The sequence below is a fragment of the Azospirillum canadense genome, assembly GCF_025961225.1.
GTDB classification, from domain to species: domain Bacteria; phylum Pseudomonadota; class Alphaproteobacteria; order Azospirillales; family Azospirillaceae; genus Azospirillum; species Azospirillum canadense.
This window is the reverse complement of record NZ_JAOQNG010000003.1, coordinates 83,945-100,957: the sequence shown is the minus strand read 5'-3', so window position 1 is coordinate 100,957 and position 17,013 is coordinate 83,945. Positions and strand designations below refer to the sequence as shown.

13 protein-coding genes are annotated in these 17,013 nt (G+C 67.0%); 10 read left to right on the top strand and 3 right to left on the bottom strand.

What is annotated here, in order from left to right; translation table 11 throughout:
* Positions 1–60: 60 nt before the first annotated feature.
* On the bottom strand, positions 61–459 hold the full coding sequence (locus M2351_RS18440; RefSeq protein ID WP_264657572.1) for a hypothetical protein: 399 nt from the start codon (positions 457–459) through the stop codon (positions 61–63).
* A gap of 881 nt (positions 460–1,340) precedes the next feature.
* Between M2351_RS18440 and M2351_RS18435 the strand changes: the two genes are divergently transcribed.
* The 5 genes from M2351_RS18435 to M2351_RS18415 all read left to right on the top strand — a co-directional run bounded on the left by M2351_RS18435 (position 1,341) and on the right by M2351_RS18415 (position 5,392).
* On the top strand, positions 1,341–1,523 hold the full coding sequence (locus M2351_RS18435) for a hypothetical protein (protein ID WP_264657521.1): 183 nt from the start codon (positions 1,341–1,343) through the stop codon (positions 1,521–1,523).
* Between the two features lie 456 nt (positions 1,524–1,979).
* Positions 1,980–2,201, top strand: a complete 222-nt coding sequence (locus M2351_RS18430; protein WP_264657520.1) for a CDGSH iron-sulfur domain-containing protein — start codon at positions 1,980–1,982, stop codon at positions 2,199–2,201.
* A 257-nt stretch (positions 2,202–2,458) separates the two neighbouring features.
* Positions 2,459–2,740 (top strand): hypothetical protein, encoded by a 282-nt coding sequence (locus tag M2351_RS18425; protein ID WP_264657571.1) that lies wholly within the window; start codon positions 2,459–2,461, stop codon positions 2,738–2,740.
* A gap of 116 nt (positions 2,741–2,856) precedes the next feature.
* Complete coding sequence (locus M2351_RS18420; RefSeq protein WP_264657570.1) at positions 2,857–3,702, top strand: MBL fold metallo-hydrolase; 846 nt, start codon at positions 2,857–2,859, stop codon at positions 3,700–3,702.
* Positions 3,703–4,105: 403 nt separating this feature from the next.
* Positions 4,106–5,392, top strand: a complete 1,287-nt coding sequence (locus M2351_RS18415) for a S41 family peptidase (protein ID WP_264657569.1) — start codon at positions 4,106–4,108, stop codon at positions 5,390–5,392.
* 320 nt (positions 5,393–5,712) lie between these two features.
* Here M2351_RS18415 and M2351_RS18410 read toward each other — a convergent pair whose 3' ends face one another.
* Positions 5,713–5,925, bottom strand: coding sequence for a hypothetical protein (locus M2351_RS18410; RefSeq protein ID WP_264657568.1), 213 nt, complete (start codon positions 5,923–5,925; stop codon positions 5,713–5,715).
* A gap of 100 nt (positions 5,926–6,025) precedes the next feature.
* Between M2351_RS18410 and M2351_RS18405 the strand changes: the two genes are divergently transcribed.
* Entirely contained in the window at positions 6,026–6,607 is a 582-nt protein-coding gene (locus M2351_RS18405) for an HNH endonuclease (protein ID WP_264657567.1), read from the top strand.
* 258 nt (positions 6,608–6,865) lie between these two features.
* Here M2351_RS18405 and M2351_RS18400 read toward each other — a convergent pair whose 3' ends face one another.
* Positions 6,866–8,164 carry an IS701 family transposase gene (locus tag M2351_RS18400; RefSeq protein WP_264655659.1) on the bottom strand — a complete coding sequence of 433 codons (1,299 nt, stop codon included), beginning with the start codon at positions 8,162–8,164 and terminating at the stop codon, positions 6,866–6,868.
* 590 nt (positions 8,165–8,754) lie between these two features.
* On the opposite strand from M2351_RS18400, the gene M2351_RS18395 reads away from it, so the two are divergent.
* The 4 genes from M2351_RS18395 to M2351_RS18375 all read left to right on the top strand — a co-directional run bounded on the left by M2351_RS18395 (position 8,755) and on the right by M2351_RS18375 (position 16,981).
* Positions 8,755–9,513 carry a molybdate ABC transporter substrate-binding protein gene (locus M2351_RS18395; protein ID WP_264657566.1) on the top strand — a complete coding sequence of 253 codons (759 nt, stop codon included), beginning with the start codon at positions 8,755–8,757 and terminating at the stop codon, positions 9,511–9,513.
* A gap of 431 nt (positions 9,514–9,944) precedes the next feature.
* Complete coding sequence (locus M2351_RS18385; RefSeq protein WP_264657565.1) at positions 9,945–10,733, top strand: IS5 family transposase; 789 nt, start codon at positions 9,945–9,947, stop codon at positions 10,731–10,733.
* A 608-nt stretch (positions 10,734–11,341) separates the two neighbouring features.
* Positions 11,342–11,524, top strand: a complete 183-nt coding sequence (locus M2351_RS18380; protein ID WP_264657564.1) for a hypothetical protein — start codon at positions 11,342–11,344, stop codon at positions 11,522–11,524.
* A gap of 216 nt (positions 11,525–11,740) precedes the next feature.
* Positions 11,741–16,981 carry a RecQ family ATP-dependent DNA helicase gene (locus M2351_RS18375; protein ID WP_264657563.1) on the top strand — a complete coding sequence of 1,747 codons (5,241 nt, stop codon included), beginning with the start codon at positions 11,741–11,743 and terminating at the stop codon, positions 16,979–16,981.
* Positions 16,982–17,013 lie beyond the last annotated feature (32 nt).

Genomic DNA, 17,013 nt, shown 5'->3' with positions numbered 1-17,013 from the left:
GGCAGCCCACCGACGGTGGTCACGCCTCAAAGATCAGATGGCCCGCGATGCCGCTTTCGTTCACCGGCCTCCGACCAAGTCGCGTTTTAAGCGTTCTCCGGCAATGGTGCCGCTGCTGGGGGCTGGGCGTCGCGACAGGGCGGTGATGATGACGGACATGGGACCGGACCGGATTGCTGTCGACGACACCGATCGCGAGGCGCGCACCGTGCGCCGCTGGGCAAGCTTGGTGATGTGGCGAACCAGCAGGGCACGGCTGGCCGGATTCAGCGCGCTGAACGCCAATTCCGCTCTCGTCAGATCGCTGGCCGCCTCGGTTGCGCGCGCGATCCGCAGGGCGACCCGGAGGCAATCCAGATCCCAGGACGCTTCGTCAATGCCGGGCAAGGTTTCCAATGCCCGCAGCAGCGCATCCAGCAGGGATGACGTGGTATCGGCATCGTAGGTTCCGTCGAACATACGTTGCTCCTGTGGTCCACAACGACATATCGGCGACCGAACAGGTGCGGTCAACGCGGGCGCGTGTGACAAGAGTGCGCCATCGTGGCGAGGTCCGACCGGACCAGAATAACACCTGGCCCGGGCTCATGAACGAAACCGAGCCGAACCACTCCTCTGGACAGGGCCCCCTCTGGTTCCTAATGGGGGCACATCGCTCATCCTCTTCAAGGAAAGACACCAACTGATTGCCACTCTCAAACTCTGGCGCCCGGGCACCGAGACCAACACCAGACGCGCCGCCTGACCTGCCGGAGGTCGCCGGCCAAGCGATGGCGCTGGAGGAGGTTGGTGGCGAGTGGAGCGGACGCCGGGCGCCATTTGGACAGGGTTCGAGGAACGCCCAAGCGTTCCAGCTCTGCCCGCAGGCCCTCGGCACGAAACTCGCCGGCCTCACGCATGAACCGGACGGCGGCGGTCTCCACTGCCAGCGGCAGCTCGTATTCATAGACCTTCAACGCCCCCTCCCCGGTATCCTACCCCATCCAACAGGGATAACCGTGAAAGTTGCGCATGTTTCGTAAGATCGCGCTCAGAGTGCATATTCGCGTATGCCCCTCAGAAGAACGGAGACAGGTTCAATAGCCTAACCGCCGCTTGCCGGTGAGTGGCGGAGGGCGGAGCGCCAACAGCTGCACTCCTTGCCAGGTCATGCGGATCGGCGCGAAACCGGCCCCGATCGGCCATTGGATCGCGGCCGCCACAGGCGGACGGAAATTGCCGCGTTGCTCTGGCCGGCGACGAAAGGATGCTCCGCCCGGAATTGATCGATGGCTCCCAGCATGTCGTCCAATAGCGTTCGCGCTGGATCTGACAGCTGCAGAGCCCGGTGGCTCGCGGTCATGGCCCAGCTCGGTGGCGTCCCTGGCGCGCTCGACCCGACGGAGGCCACCGGCGGCGACGCCACCCACGCGCCGGCCTCGGCATCCCAGCCGATGATGCGGCGGTCGATCCCAGTGTGGAGCCACGCCCAGCCGGTCAGTTTCAGCGGGGGGGCTTCCCCAAGCATCAGTCAGTTCTCCTAAACAAAACGACAGCGGCAACCCTAGGTGTTCGCGCTTTGTTCCGCAATGCAGCATTGCCATCTTCTCTTTTTTTGCGGTGCGGGCGTCTGCGTTGGACGAGCAATGCACAAACGACGCCTCGGTAATGGAAGGAGAGCGCCGCCCTGGCCAGAAATACCTGGCTGGTCTGAACAAACATCCGACTGGGACGAGGTGTTGGAGTGCGGTCCGGGTCCGGCCTGTGCCACCGCAGCATGTCGTAGCCGAGGGCGTTGAGCCGGCAAAGCAGTCGCTTGGCGCGGGCGGCGCGTTCTGGTCTCTCCAGGCGTCGACCAAGCCGCCATCGCGTGATGTCCACCGACCTATCCTGACGCTTGGAGCCGACTGAGGAGAAGTGACGCCCGGCACTGTTAACAGGCGATGGAGCGGACTGGGCTCGCCCCCAGGACGCGAGTGTAAGGGGACGGAGGGCTGCCAATGGCCGAGGTCAAGATCGAAGCCACGCCGAACGGGCCTTATCTGGTGACGGGCATGATCGAACTGCACGATGCTGACGGCAAGGTTCTGCCAACCAAAAGCAAGGTTTGGCTCTGTCGCTGCGGCGCCTCGACGAAGAAGCCGTTTTGTGACGGCACCCACTCCAAAATTGGGTTTCAAGCGGCGGCGCGCGCCGTGCCGGGGTCGGCCGAGGGCGGCTGATCATCCCGGCCAGCGGCATCAGGATCCCGCCGTCACCGGGGTGCCATCGCGTGTAAGTGGGCGGACCACCGGTCACGACCCCGCTTCGGTGTCGGCCTCCAACCCATGATAAGCAACGTGAGCATAAAGGAGCGGTCGCCTCGGCGCACCCGAGTTGCAGGGCCGGCGTTTGAAGGCTTCCATTAAGGCTGGCCCGCTCCACCTGATTTGGCATGGGCAGCAAGGTTCACTTGGTTCATCACCTTGGAGCCGATGAGTTGCATCGGCTGTACAAGGCCGCGACGGATGCGACGGAGCGGACGAATCTGCAGATCATTTGGCTGCTGACCAGTGGGCGCTCGGCCCAGTTTGTCGCCGAGGTGACGGGGGACACGCCGCGCTGGGTCAGCGTCATCGCGGGACACGACAATCGGGCCGGGGGTGCGGGGCTGGGCGACCAGCGCCAGTTCAACCCCGGCTCTCGGCGGATGCGGGGCATCCGCCTGCCGCCGCAAGGGACGCCAGACCGCTGCTCGACGCAAGCCAGCAGCACAGCCTGAGGACGAGCCTGGCCGATCCGCCCCCGGATCGCGGATTGTGGACGGGCCGCTCGGTGTACCGGTGGCTCCATAAGGCCGGGAAGAGGTCGCTTTTTTCGTTCTAGGAGGCCCGTCCGATGATCGAGCGGCATGCGCTCAGCGCCCCGGGGAACTGGTACATCGACACCCGCTGCATTGATTGTTCCGCGGCGTGCACCCTGGCACCCGGATTGATCGTCGCGCGAGGTGGTCAGTCGGTCTTCGCCCGACAGCCGCTCACCGCTGAAGAGAGGCTGCAGGCGTGGCGGGCGCGGCTCGCCTGTCCGACGGCGTCGGTTCGGACCGAGTGCCACGAGGACGTGCCTACGGGCGCATTCCCGGAGCCCATGACCGAGGGCGTCGATCGCCTTGGCTACAACGCGCGGTCTTCTTATGGAGCGCATGCCTTCCTAATCCGGCGGCCGGCGGGAAATCTGATGGTCGACGCGCCGCGTTGGACACCGGCCGTCGTCCGTCCTCTCGAAAACCGTGGAGGGGTTTCCGACGTCCTTCTGACCCACCGCGACGATGTCGGCGATGCCGAACGCTACGCCCGCCACTTTGGCGCCCGTGTCTGGATTCACGAAGCCGATCGCGATGCTGCGCCCTTCGCCGACCACGTTATTTGCGGTGCGGAGCCGGTTGGGATCACCGAAGAGCTGTTGGCGATCCCGGTGCCTGGTCACACCGCGGGGAGCGTGGTGTATCTGTGCGATGAGCGATTTCTGTTCACCGGCGACAGCCTTGCCTGGAGCTTTGAGCACAACGACCTGACGGCGTGGCGGGAGGTGTGCTGGTGGTCATGGCCGGACCAGCTACGGTCTTTGCGGCGGTTGCTCAGCCATCGCTTTGAATGGGTGTTCGCCGGCCATGGCGGAAGCCATTGTCTGCCGTTCCGCGAGATGAGGGCTCGACTTGCCGCGCTCCTGGAACGCCTGGAATAGCTGGGGCGGTGTCACCGCACGCGGGCCGGCGATGGCCAGCCCGGCAGGCCCACCGTCAGCCCGGCGGATCTCACATCGATCAGAAGAGCAAGGCTGTGGCACGGCAACACGGTGAGCGCCATCCAGGGCCTCGCCATCAGTTCGACTGCCTGGGCCGACATTCCTTCAACAGCGGCGATTTGAATTCCGGCAGCCTCGCCCGACGAGCAGGCAACCGGAGCCGCCGTTTTCCTGCCTCGATGCCCCAGCGTAACTCGGCATCGCTGGACCAAATTCATGAGGCAAACTGATTGGCGTATTCGCGCCGCGCCCCCAAATCTTCGATGTCCGAATGCGCCTATGATTGCTTGTCAGCTTGTGCACCGCCGCGCACCTTGCCCACAGGCCAGACGATGATGAGGCCATGAACGGAGTCAACGACCGATCACCATCGCGTCGCGACGTGTTGGGGCTCGTCGCAATGGTTGCGGCGTCCGCCATGTCGCCGGTTGCGCTGAGCGCCGCGGAGACACCGACGGATGCACCAGCCAAGCCCTATGACGCGGCGCAAGGTGTCGCCACGTTCGAGAGCGTCTGGCAGGCCGTGCGCGACCGCTTCTTTGATCCCCGCTACAACGGCCTGGATTGGGTTGGGGCTCGGGAGCGCTATCTGCCGCGGGCGCAGCACGCAACCTCCGGAAGCTCCCTGGCAATCGTGATCAATGGGATGTTGTCGGAGCTGCGTGCGTCACACACGCGCTACTACATACCGGACGAGCCCGAATACTACCAGCTTGCCGACATCTTCGAAGGCGCGTTGCGACGGCGTGGTGGGTTTCAGCGTGCTTTCCCGAACGGTCGCATCTCCTATCCCGGCATCGGGATTTTTTCACGCACGGAGCCGAGCGGTCGGACCATGATCATCGGCGTTGTTGAGGGCACACCGGCGCACCACGCTGGCCTGCGCGCCGGCGACGAGATCCTCGCCGCCGATGGGGCCGCGTTTGAACCGGTCGGCTCCTTCCAGGGGAAAGTCGGGACATCCGTAATCTTGCAGGTGCGCCGCGGCGACTCGGTTATGCGACTTCCAGTCCTGCCGGCCGATATCGAGCCCACCAGAATGTTCTTGTCCGGAATGGAGGAGAGCGCCCAGATCATAGAGGCGAATGGGCGGCGCATTGGCTATGTCCATGTCTGGTCTTACGCGGGCGCCGTCTACCAACGTGCCCTCGAACGACTTCTCTCTCGAGGCCCCCTCATGGATGCTGACGCCCTCATCTGGGATCTGCGTGGCGGTTGGGGCGGTGCCGTCCCTGAATATCTCGACCTGTTCAACGTTCGTGCGCCGACGATGCAGGTCACCGACCGCAACGGCCGCAGCGCATTCGTCGCGGTGAGGTGGCGGAAGCCCGTTGCCATGCTGATCAACGGCGGCACGCGCAGCGGCAAGGAAGTTCTCGCCTATGGCTTCAAGAAGTATCGACTGGGCGAGGTGATCGGCACTCGCACCGAAGGGGCGGTTCTCGCTGCCACCGCGTTTTTTGTCGGACGCGGCTTGCTGCTGCTGGCCGTCCAAGACGTGTGGGTTGATGGCGAGCGCCTGGAGGGGGGTGGCGTCACGCCAACAATCGAGGTCCCGGTCGACGCGCCCTCCATGGGAACGAATGATCCACAACTCAACCGGGCAATCGCGGTGCTCTCCGGGACATGATCAGCGAATCACGCTCAAGGCTATTAATGGCAGCCAATCGAAGGCCTTCGGTCCAAACCCGACAGCACAAGGCTGCGCCATGTGCGAAAGGGTCATACCGACAGCGCCTGAAGGCTTCCCACAAAGCAATTTGAAGCAATTGTCATCTGCTCGTCACGGAAAGCAGGCGGTCAGTAACGGCCGCGTGCCCTCGAAATAGTCCGGGAATGAATTGCATTTGACGAGCATTTTCATGTGGGAACTGATCATGAGCCGTCCGTATCATACCGCCGGCCGATCTTGGAACGGTTCATGCGCCGGCCATATGACAGGGCCAACCGTCAGGCTACGACGATGCCGGCAAACAACTTTCTGAACGCGGCCGCGTCCTCGTGACGGACGAACGACAGCTTCCAATGCCGTGTGCCCGGAACATGGCCGCAGCCGGGCACGTCGATGGGAACGCTCTCGTGACTGACGCCCTTTTCGGCCAGCCAATGACGGGCACCGAATACGAATCGATCATCCGTCTGTACGGTAAACGCGATCTGCATCGCACTATAATCCTCATGTGCGGTGTTGGTCACCCTATCTACCGCACCGCCAGTCTGCGAACAGTTGCCCCCGTCACGGAATGGAGCCAGGACGCATCACATGGCCAACCGGATTCCACAACCAGACGAGACCTTATCGGCCGTCTGTGCCGCCCTCTCAACCGGTACGGCCGCTGACGCGCAGCAACTCCTTCGCACCCACTACCCTTTCAACCCAATCCGCCCCTCTGCTCGCGACTATACACCTCGCCAATGCATGGTGATTTTTCGGCGAGACGGCTTTCTCGATCGGTATTCCGGCCGGCGATTGGTGTTTCCTGGAACGCTTCGGCTCCTGTCCAAGCTGTTGCCGGAGGATTTTCCTTTCCATCCCAACTGGAAGAGCGACCGGTGTCATTTCGCCTATTGGGAGCTGTTCCCCACCATTGACCACGTTGTTCCCGTAAGCCGTGGCGGCGCCGATGACGCGACCAACTGGGTGACCGCGTCCATGCTGGCGAACACCGCCAAAGCGAACTTTTTGCTGTCAGAACGCGGGTGGACGCTCCGCCCAGAGCAGGCCGGCTCTTCATGGGATGGCCTGGCGTCATGGTGTTTGGACGTCGTTGAGCGCGACCCGACCCTCCAGGCCGACCGGTACATCCGACAATGGTGCAGCGCTGCCCGAGCGGTGGCCAGATAAGGACGTAATCTACTCAGGAGACTGGCCGCCTGCTGAGTGCTGCCATGAAATTCTTTATAATGTCCGGTTCGCATCCCCGGCCCGAAATGGACATAACGTCGCCGCTAGACTTCAGATCAATGACTGTCGCATCATAAAAGAACGCGCCACCACCCGTTATACAAACATCAAACTGGCGAGAGTTTACGGCCAGTTTATAGCGCGCGGGAACGGCATTCCTCAGAACCACTTGACCTGCCCTAGTACTACAGCGGGGATTTACCGGTTTGGGTACGGCGCCTCCAATGGAACTGGCGTGCGCGTTGCTGGTGTTGGCGCCGCCAGACGGACCAAGCGATAACGACGGTGGGTTCGGGCCGCGGCAGGCCGATCCAGGATGCAAGCAGGCGGCGGATTTCCGGCACGGTGAGGGGCAGCAAATCGGCCGACAGATCGACGCGCTCCTCGCCCCCCGATAGCCGCCGCTCGGGCGACGGTGAGAAAGGCCAAGGCGAACATGGCCAGCGTGACGTGGCGGTGCCACGCCGTCCAGGTGCGCACCTCGTACTGGTCCAGCCCCACCTCGCCCTTGGCGGCTTCGAAACACGCCTCCACCGTCCAGCGTGTGCCCGCGATCCGCACCAGTGTCAGCAACGGCGTGCCCTCCGGCGCAAAGGTCAAATAGTAGGTCAGCTTGTCCGGTTCCGCGATCGAGCGGCGCACCAGCAGGCCACGGCTCCAGCCCGCGCGCAGTGACGGATAGCTCTTGTACGCCCAGTCGTAGAGCCGCGGGCCCTTGGCCCCATCGCCGGCGCTCAGTCGCTGCCAGTCGCAAGCCCCTACGCGGGCGACGGCCCGCTCCTTGACCGTATCAAAACCGAGCGGCGCCCGTTGTTTGCTGGTGACCGCCAGGACATAGCCAATCGGTTGCCGTTCCAACCACAGCCGCAGCGCGTAGTCGCCGCCGTACACGCTGTCGGCCGTCACCCAGGCGCAGGGCACCCCCGCCGCAACGGCGCGCTCCAGCATCGCCCGGCCCTGCTTCGGTTTGGTGGCAAAGCCCACCTCCTCCGGCACCCCGGCCAGACGCCGGCGTTCGGCATCCGCCGTCCACTCCTCCGGCAAGTACAGCGCGCGATCAATCAACGCCCGGCCGCGGCGGCTGGCATAGCTCAGGAACACGGCGACCTGACAGTTCTCGGTACGCCCGGCGGTGCCGCAGTACTGGCGTTTGACGCCGACCGAGCGGGTGCCCTTCTTGAGAAAACCGGTCTCGTCGAGCACCAGGACAGCGTCGGCATCCCCCAGGTGCTCAACCACATAAGCTTGCAGGTCATCGCGCACCGCCTCGGCGTCCCAGCGGGCGCGACCAAGGAAGTCGTGCAGGGCGTCCGGCGTGCGATCGCCGGCGGCTTCCGCCAGATGCCAGCCGTTCTTGCGCTCCAGAGGGGCCAGAAGACCGCGCAAATACGTCAGTGCCCGCTGACGCGCCTCCAGGCGACGAAAGCGGGGCGCAAGCTGCTCCACCAGATGCTCCAGCGCGCTCGCCCATCGTTCCGCTTCAGCAATGGTCGTCATCCGTGGACCCTCCCTACTGATCCACGCTTAACAGTCGGCGCCGCTCAAACTCACCTTCGGATAATCCCCGCTGTAGTACTAGAGCTTGGCTCAATCACTGTGGTAGAGCCCAACCCGGATTCGGCTTCTGCAACCGAAAGTGAGCGGGAGGAGTCAAAGAAAGAGCCGCCCGAAGGCGGCTCCACAGTGCAACAACAACGCCCGACAGTCGTCGGCATACGGAATATGGTATACCATAACCATTCGTATGGCAAGCGATCTTTGCTGGATGTTGGGTATGATCACCGGGCGGGTTGACGTCGGTTTGGTAGCAATCGGCTTCTGCAATCGAAAGGGAGGGGGAGGGTCAAGAAAGCCCAATGCGATCGCAGATGCGAGGAGGGGCGAGCCGGTCATCGACACGACGCTCAAGGAGTTGGGCGCAGAGCGGCGCACTCCGCGCTCACCGCTGCAGCGTGGCTGACGTCCAGCAAGGAAATGCTTGTTGGACATCGACAGTTCGGGCGACCATTCAGTTCGCAGTCGCCAATGCTGCCGTACACTTGCGACTGAGGGCCCAAAGAACGCGGTCAGAATGAAGGAGGTCGGAGATGCGAACAAACGTCAGGCACCTCGCGGCGCGAGCTCTGCTCGCCGGCATCATCTCTGGACTGGCTTTTGTGGCCCAGGCGGCCGAGCTCAGGGTGTTGGCCGACAGCCCTCTCGGGCCAGCATTGGCAAAAGTCGCCGAACTCTTCGGCCAGGAGACGCACAATCAGGTCCGCTTGGCCTTCGATCCGTCGCCCGAGGTCAAGCGGAGGATCGAAGCTGGCGAGGCAGCGGACGTCGTCATCGTGCAACCCGACTTCATAGAGGAGTTGATCCGAGCCGGCAGAGTGAACGCAGGAGAGCGGCCCGTAGTCGGTCGGGTCGGCGTTGGTCTTGGCAACCGCACCAATAGCCCTGTCCACGACATCTCCACGCCGGAGAAGCTGCGTCAAACGCTGCTCGGCGCAGACCTCATCGTCTTCAACAAAGTCGTATCAGGAAATACCTTTGCCCGGGCCCTTGAGAGGCTGGGAATTGCGCAGACTCTCAGTTCAAGGATTGTACGGACCGCGCCAAACGGAATTTTCGAGCCGGTTCTCCAGGGCAGGGGCAATGACTTCGTCGCTGGCACGATGCCGCTCATTGCAACGACGTCGGGCATGAGGTTGCTTGGCCCACTTCCTGGTGATCTACAGAATTATCTCACATACACGGCGGCGCTGATGACGAACGCTTCGGAGCGTGAGGCGGCCGAAAGCTTTGTGAGATTCCTGGGCTCACCAAGGGCAAAGGAGCTTTTCGCGGCGAACGGCGTCGATTGATCTTGCCACGGCATAAGGTCCTTGGGGTGGTATGGCGGCCCTGTGATGTGGCCGCCATGCCTAGGGTACCAGGCAGGGACTGCCGCGTTCTGCATCTCATTGCCACGGTGATCGACACCTGTGACCGGCCGCCGGACCTCAGCTCGGACCGCCCTGCAACCGAGACGGCATCGTCAAGTTGGCGGTTGGGTGGGTTGCCTGAGAGGCGCGGGTTGGGTATGAGGCAGGCATGACGACCTCGACCAAGTCGCTCTATGCCGGCCACCGCTTCCCTTCGGAACTGATCAGCCACATGGTCTGGCTGTACTTCAGATTTCCACTCAGAGCGCGCTTTGAAAGTTTGTTGCGCGTTGAAGCGCGCCATCACGGGGCGGGACAGCACCCAAAGCGGGGCCGTATCTACGTACCTCTCGTGACGAGCGGAGCATGCGATGCCCAGCCTGTACCCGACCGATCTGCCGGATGAGCAATGGGCGCTGATCGAGCCCTTGATCCCGCCGGCCAAACCGGGCGGGCGGCCGCGCACCGCCGACATGCGCGCGGTCTTCAACGCCATCCTCTACACGCTGCGCGCGGGTGGCCAATGGCGCATGCTGCCGCGCGAGTATCCGCCGGTCTCCACGGTGTATGGCTACTTCCAGGCGTGGCAGCGCAGCGGTGTCTGGTCGGCGATCCACGACCAGCTGCGGGGTGATTTGCGCGAACGCCTCGGCCGCACGCGCGAGCCCAGTGCGGCGATCCTCGACAGCCAGACCGTCAAGACCACTGAGCGTGGCGGTGTACGCGGCTACGACGGCGCCAAACTGATGCGCGGGCGCAAGCGCCACCTCGTCGTGGACGTGCTCGGCCTGGTGCTGGTCGTGCAGGTGCACGCCGCAAACCTCCAGGATCGTGCCGGCGCTCCGGCGGTGCTCTCGGCTCTTGTTGAGCAGTTTGCGTCGGTGCTGTTGGTCTGGGCGGACGGCGGCTACGCCGGCAAGCTGGTCGCCTGGGTGTCCGAGACGCTGCGGCGGGTGCTGACGATTGTGAAACGGCCGCGCGACAAGGCCGGATTCCAGGTGCTGCCTTGGCGGTGGATCGTGGAAAGAACCTTCGGTTGGCTCAACCGGTCGCGCCGGCTGAGCAAGGACTACGGAGCTCTCCCGCAAACCAGCGAGGCATGGATCCGGATCGCCATGAGCCAGCTGATGCTCCGCCGCCTCGGCCGCCCCGCGCAATAAACTTTCAAAGCGCACTCTTACGAAGGCCGCGATCCCGCCGACCTGGGCAAATTCCAGACCAACAAGTCTCTTGTCGCGCTGCTTGCGCAGCTTGGGGTTCACATCGGGGCGCCGCAAACGGGCGGTCCCAACATAGCATTCTTCACGAACGCCGTTCTGTGCCTGAAGCCCGGCAACGCCACGGCAAACAGGGTGGGAGACCCGGCGTGCTTCGCGACCTGCGGCCGAAACTTCCTGAAGCCGACGATCACGATCGTCGCCCCGAAGCTCGTGGTCACGCTCCGCAAGAGGGAACTGGGCGCGGTTCTCTCGGCCTTTGGCCAGGACGAGGCGTTCTGGAAAGCCGCGGCGGCGACTCCGGTGCCGGTGCCTTACAAGGCTGGCCAGGCGCCAACGCCCTTTGAGCGGGCCGTCAGCATGCCCGAGCCGTTTTGGCTGGAGCCGGGGATCGCCTTGGGGGCGGTGTACCATTGCGGCAGTAAGGCCAACATCAACCGCAAAGGGCGCCAGGACGGCAACTGGGCGCGCATGCGGCCGTGGCTTAGCCAGGAGCGCGAAACGCCCCTGAGCCCCGCCAGAGCCCCACAGGCTTCGCGCCCGAAGCGTCTATGGCAACGATCGAACGGACGCCCCGCGCCGGTGGCGTGGCCGATGCTGCGAGCATTGCCTCGCCCGTGGCTCAAAAGCCGGCAAGCGGCGTCCGCCCTCTGACGATGGTGGAGGCCAAGCAGGGCCTTGCCGCCATGTACGGTGTCGACGTCGCCCAGATCGAGATCACGATCCGGGGATAGCCCGGCGAAACGGGCACGCCACCGCCCTTCACCGATGATGGTGCCGCGATTCCGCCGCCTTGGCGGTGCGTTTCTCCCCTGACGTGGTAGCGACCACCACGACCTCCGAGCGCGCCGTCGTCCATTTCGCGCTTCGGATCCCCCAGCCATTTAAAAGTCGATGCGAATTCGTACTTTCAAGCACAGGCGGACATCATCCACGGCGTTTTCGCAGGCATGCTCACCGCGCCCACACGTGCAGCGCCCAGGGAGGCCGCCGACGCAATCCTCGGCGGGACGCTGTTCCTGGATGTGGAGGTCGATCGGGCCGGACGGCCGCGCGCCGTTGGCGCCGTGCTGGGTGACCGGGTGTTCCGCTGGGAGGGGCACCGCACAGCCGCCCTTGCCCGCTTGACGGAGCTCGACGCGTTCGCCCGCGGGGCGGAGCGGATCGCCGGTCACAACATCCTGGACCACGACCTCCCGATTCTGCGCGACGCCGTGCCGGGCCTCGGCGTCCTGGCGCTGCCGGTGGTCGACACGCTGATGCTGTCGCCGCTGGCCTTCCCGGGCAATCCGTACCACCGGCTGATCAAGGGCTACAAGCTGGTCCACGACGCGGTGAACGACCCGGTGGCCGACGCCCGGTTGTGCCGCGACGTCTTGCGCGACGAGCTGTTTGCCTTCGCCCTCCTCGCGCGCACCCAGCCGGAGGTGGCCGCCTTCCATCGCTTCGCCTGGAGCGACGATCCCTGGCGGGGCATGGCCGACCTCCTGGCCGCTCTTGGCGCGCCGGGGCTGCCCACGCCGGCCGCCGCGCTGGAGGCGTGGGCGCGCTGCGCCGGCGCCGACGTCTGCGTCGGCGCCGTGGAGCGCCTCGACGCCCGCCAGCTGGAGGCGGCGGCCGGCCGCCCCGCTTTCGCCTACGCCTTGGCGTGGCTCACCGTTGCCGGCGGCTCCTCGGTCGTGCCGGCGTGGGTGCGGCGCCAGTGGCCGGACACCGCCCGGCTGCTGGCGCACCTGCGCGACACGCCGTGCGGCAGCCCGCGGTGCCCCTGGTGCCGTTCGGCCTTCGACGCCGTGCACTGGCTGACGGCGACCTTCGGCTTCGACGCGTTCCGTCCCGAGCCCGCCGCGCCGGACGGCGGCAGCCTGCAGCAACGCATCGTCGAGGCCGGGCTCGCCGGCCGGCCGCACCTGGCGGTCCTGCCGACCGGCGCTGGCAAGTCGCTGTGCTTTCAGGTGCCGGCGCTGGCCCGGCACAGCCGCACCGGCGCCCTCACCGTGGTCGTCTCGCCGTTGCAGGCGCTGATGAAGGACCAGGTCGACAACCTGGAGGCCAAGACCGGCCGGCTTGCGGCCGCGGCGCTGTACGGCACGCTCACGCTGCCGGAACGCGGCGCCGTGATGGACCGGGTGCGCAAGGGCGACGTGGCGGTTCTCTACGTCTCGCCCGAGCAGCTGCGCAACCCGTCGGTTGCCCGCACGCTTGCGCAGCGCGACATCGCCACCTGGGTGTTCGACGAGGCGCACTGCCTGTCCAAGTGGGGCCACGATTTCCGCCCCGACTACCTTTACGCCGCCCGCTTCATCGCGGAACTGGCCGAACGCCAGGGCGTCCCGCCGCCGCCGGTCTCCTGCCTGACCGCCACCGCCAAGCACGAGGTCATCGAGGAGATCGTCGCGCATTTCCGCGAGCGCCTCGGCCAGGAGCTGGCCCTGTTCGTCGGCGGCGTCGAGCGGCCCAACCTCGCCTTTGCCGTGGAGGCCGTCGACGAGGCGGACAAGACCAACCGCATCGCCGAGCTGTTGGCCCGGCACCTTCCCCGCGGCGACCCGGCCGCGTGCGCCGTGGTCTACGCCGCCACCCGCCGGCGCACCGAGGAGATCCGCGACGACCTGACGGCGCGCGGCTGGGACGCCGCCGCCTACCACGCCGGCCTGCGCGCCCCCGAAAAGCTCGACGTGCAGGAGGGCTTCGTCGCCGGAGCCATCCGCGTGGTGTGCGCCACCAACGCGTTCGGCATGGGCATCGACAAGGACAGCGTGCGGCTCGTCGTGCACGCCGACGTGCCGGGCTCGCTGGAGGCCTACATGCAGGAGGCCGGGCGCGCCGGCCGCGACCGGCGGCCGGCGACGTGCGTCCTGCTGTTCACGCCGGAGGACCTGGAGAAGCAATTCCGCCTCGCCGCCCTGTCCGAGCTGACCCGCCGCGACGTCGCCCAGGTGCTGCGCGGCGCGCGCCGGCTCGCCCGCGCGCTCGGCCGGACCGAGGTGGTGGCGACCACCGGCGAGCTGATCGCCGACCCCGACCTCGACCTTGGCTTCGACGCCGAGGACGGCGACGCCGACACCAAGGTGAAGACCGCGCTGTCCTGGCTCGAGCGTGCCGGCTTGCTCGAGCGCAACGAGAACCGCACCTGGGTGGTCACCGCCCGGCCGCGGCCCTTGTCGCTGGACGAGGCGCGGCAAAAGATCGCCGCGCTCGCACTGCCGCTGCGGACCACCCAGCAGTGGATGGCCGTCTTCCGCTGCTTGGTGGCGGCCGGCGCCGATTCCGGCGAGGAGCGCTCGCTCACCATGGACGAGCTGGCCCGCTTGCCAGCCCTGGCCGAGGAGACCGACGGCCCCCCCAACTTGGCGACGGCGCGGGTGCAGGCGATCCTCGCCGCGATGGCGCGCCAAGGCTTGATCGAGAGCGGCACGGTGCTGACCGCGCTCGTCCGGCCGGCCGGGAGCAGCGCGTCGCGCCGGGTCTTCGCGCACTTGGTCGAGATCGGACAGGCGCTGCTCGACCTGCTGCGCGAGGAGAACCCGGACGAGGCGCCGTTCACGCTGGAACTGCGCGCGGCCAACCAGCGGCTGCACGACCGCGGGTGCGTGGACAGCCAGCCCGACCTCGTGCGGCGCCTGCTCAAGACGCTGAACGAGCCGGAACGCGCCGGCACCGGCGGGGCGCGGCTGCGCCTCACGGTGCGCGCGCATGGCCGCTACAGCGTGGCGCCAGTCGGCGGGTGGAGCGCGGTGGTCGCCGCCTTCCGGACGCGGAGCGCAGTCGCCAGACTCCTCTTGGACCATCTGCTCGGCAAGGCCAAGGCGGCCGAGGCGAGCGGGCGGTCCATCGTCCCCTTCACGCTGGAGGAGTTGGCCGAGGCGGTCGGGGCCGACTTGCTGCTGGCCGCCGACTGCCCCGACCCGGTCGCCGCCGCGCAAGCGGCGCTGCTGATGCTGCACGACTGGAAGGCGATCATCCTGCAGGGCGGGCTGTCGGTGTTCCGCCAGGGCTTGACGCTGCGCCTGCCCGAGGCGGCGCGCGCGCGGCGCTACACCGTCGCCGACCACGAGCCGCTCGCCCGCCATTACCGCAGCCGCGCCTTGCAGATCCACGCGATGGGCGAGTTCGCGCGGCTTGGGCTCACCGACACGCGCCGCGCGCTGGCCTTCGCCGCCGACTACTTTTCGCTTCCCGAGGACCGCCTCGTGGCCCGGCATTTTCCCGGCCGCAAGACCGAGCTGGCCCGGCCGGTCACGCCGGAGACCTTCGCGCGCATCGTCACCGACCTCCGGAATTCCGCGCAGGAGGCCATCGTCACCGCGTCGCCGGGGAGCAACCTGCTGGTCCTGGCCGGGCCCGGGTCGGGCAAGACGCGGGTCATCGTGCACCGCTGCGCCTGGTTGATGCGCGTCCGGCGCGTGCCGGCGCGGGCCATCCTGGTGCTCTGCTTCAACCACGCGGCCGCACTGGAGGTCCGCCGCCGGCTGCGCGGCCTGGTCGGGGAGGAGGGTGCTTGGGTGGACGCCCACACCTACCACGCGCTCGCCATGCGGCTGATCGGGGCGAGCTTCGCCGAGCGGGTGGAGCGCGGCGCCGACGCGGCAGCGCGCAGCGGCCTTGACGGCGTGGTCCGCGACGCGACCGCGCTGCTGCGCGGCGAGCGCGATCTCCCCGGCCTCGACGCGGAGGAGATCCGGGAACGGCTGCTGGCGCGCTACCGCTACATCCTGATCGACGAATACCAGGACATCGACGAGGACCAGTACAACCTCGTCTCAACCATCGCCGGCCGGCAGGAGAAGGAGCCCGAGGGGCGCATCGCCTTGCTGGCGGTCGGCGACGATGACCAGTCCGTGTACCGGTTCCGCGGGGCCAACGTCGGCTTCATCCGCCGCTTCCGCGAGGACTACAACGCGCAGGTTCATCATCTCGTGGAGAACTACCGCTCCACGGCGGCGATCATCGCGGCCGCCGGCGCGGTGATCGCCGCCAACGCCGAGCGCATGAAACCCGACCATCCCATCCGCATCGACGGCGCCCGCGCCGGGCAGCCGGACGGCGGCCGCTGGGCGGCGCTCGACCCGGCGGGGCGGGGCCGCGTGCGGCGGCTCGCGGTGGACGACGCGGCCCACCAGCTCGGCGCGACGCTCGCCGAGGTCCGCCGCCTGCGCACGCTGGCTCCGGAGACGGTGTGGAGCGCGGTGGCCGTGCTCGCCCGCACCCGGCACGACCTGATGCCCGTCCACGCCCTGTGCGAGCAGGAGGGCCTGCCGTGCGCCCCAGTCTACGATCGCGACGGGGAGCGCTTTCCGCTGCACCGCCTGCGGGAGGTGTCGGCTCTCCTGGAGCGAATGAGGCGGGCCAAGGCTCGGGTCACCGACGCCTGGCTGCGCACGCAAGTTGCGGCCGCGCAGGCCGACCGGGGCCCCTCCCCCTGGTGGCGGCTCGTAACGGAGCTGCTCGATCAATGGGCCGTCCGGCAGGGCGGAGCGCCGGCCGAGCCGGAGCGGGTCCGCGAGTTCCTGTACGAGGCGCTGGCCCAGCGCCGCCGCGAGCGCTCGGCCGGCAGCGGGATCTTCATCGGGACGCTGCACGGCGCCAAAGGGCTGGAGTTCCGCCACGTCCTCATCCTCGATGGCGGCTGGGGCCACGCGGCGACGCGCGAGGAGGCGGAGGAGGAACGGCGCCTGTTCTACGTCGGCATGACCCGGGCCCGCGAGACGCTGTGCCTGCTGCGCCGCGGCGATGCGAGGCATCCGCACCTGCCGCTCCTGGACCGCCTCGACCTTGACCGGGCCGCGGCGCAGGCCGCGGACCGCGCGGACCCGGCGCTGCTCAACCGGCGCCGCCACGTCATCGGCCTCGGGGACCTCTACATCGGCTTCGCCGGCCGACTGCCGCCCGGCGACTGGACGCACCAGGCCCTGGCCGCGCTCCGGCCGGGCGATCGGGTGAGCCTGGACGCGCCCGCGGACGCCCAGCGGCGCGTGAGCGTGCGGACCGCGGACGGCGTTACCGTGGCGCGTCTGTCCACCGCCGCCAGCGAGCGGTGGGCCCGCCTCGCCCCGTCCATCGCGCAGGCGCGGGTGCTCGCGATGGTCAAGCGCAACCGAACCGACGACGCGGAGGAATGGCGCGACCGGGTCCAGGTCACCGCCTGGGAAATCCCAATTCTCGAAGTCTGGACCAACGCCGCCGGTTGACGTCGATCCGGAACCGCATCGCGAGTTCGTCA

Bases quoted from the DNA above. Each gene is read 5' to 3' on its own strand.
- M2351_RS18440 (WP_264657572.1), bottom strand. From the start codon at position 459: ATGTTCGACGGAACCTACGATGCCGATACCACGTCATCCCTGCTGGAT.
- M2351_RS18435 (WP_264657521.1), top strand. From the start codon at position 1,341: ATGGCCCAGCTCGGTGGCGTCCCTGGCGCGCTCGACCCGACGGAGGCC.
- M2351_RS18430 (WP_264657520.1), top strand. From the start codon at position 1,980: ATGGCCGAGGTCAAGATCGAAGCCACGCCGAACGGGCCTTATCTGGTG.
- M2351_RS18420 (WP_264657570.1), top strand. From the start codon at position 2,857: ATGATCGAGCGGCATGCGCTCAGCGCCCCGGGGAACTGGTACATCGAC.
- M2351_RS18415 (WP_264657569.1), top strand. From the start codon at position 4,106: ATGAACGGAGTCAACGACCGATCACCATCGCGTCGCGACGTGTTGGGG.
- M2351_RS18410 (WP_264657568.1), bottom strand. From the start codon at position 5,925: ATGCAGATCGCGTTTACCGTACAGACGGATGATCGATTCGTATTCGGT.
- M2351_RS18405 (WP_264657567.1), top strand. From the start codon at position 6,026: ATGGCCAACCGGATTCCACAACCAGACGAGACCTTATCGGCCGTCTGT.
- M2351_RS18400 (WP_264655659.1), bottom strand. From the start codon at position 8,164: ATGACGACCATTGCTGAAGCGGAACGATGGGCGAGCGCGCTGGAGCAT.
- M2351_RS18395 (WP_264657566.1), top strand. From the start codon at position 8,755: ATGCGAACAAACGTCAGGCACCTCGCGGCGCGAGCTCTGCTCGCCGGC.
- M2351_RS18385 (WP_264657565.1), top strand. From the start codon at position 9,945: ATGCCCAGCCTGTACCCGACCGATCTGCCGGATGAGCAATGGGCGCTG.
- M2351_RS18380 (WP_264657564.1), top strand. From the start codon at position 11,342: ATGGCAACGATCGAACGGACGCCCCGCGCCGGTGGCGTGGCCGATGCT.
- M2351_RS18375 (WP_264657563.1), top strand. From the start codon at position 11,741: ATGCTCACCGCGCCCACACGTGCAGCGCCCAGGGAGGCCGCCGACGCA.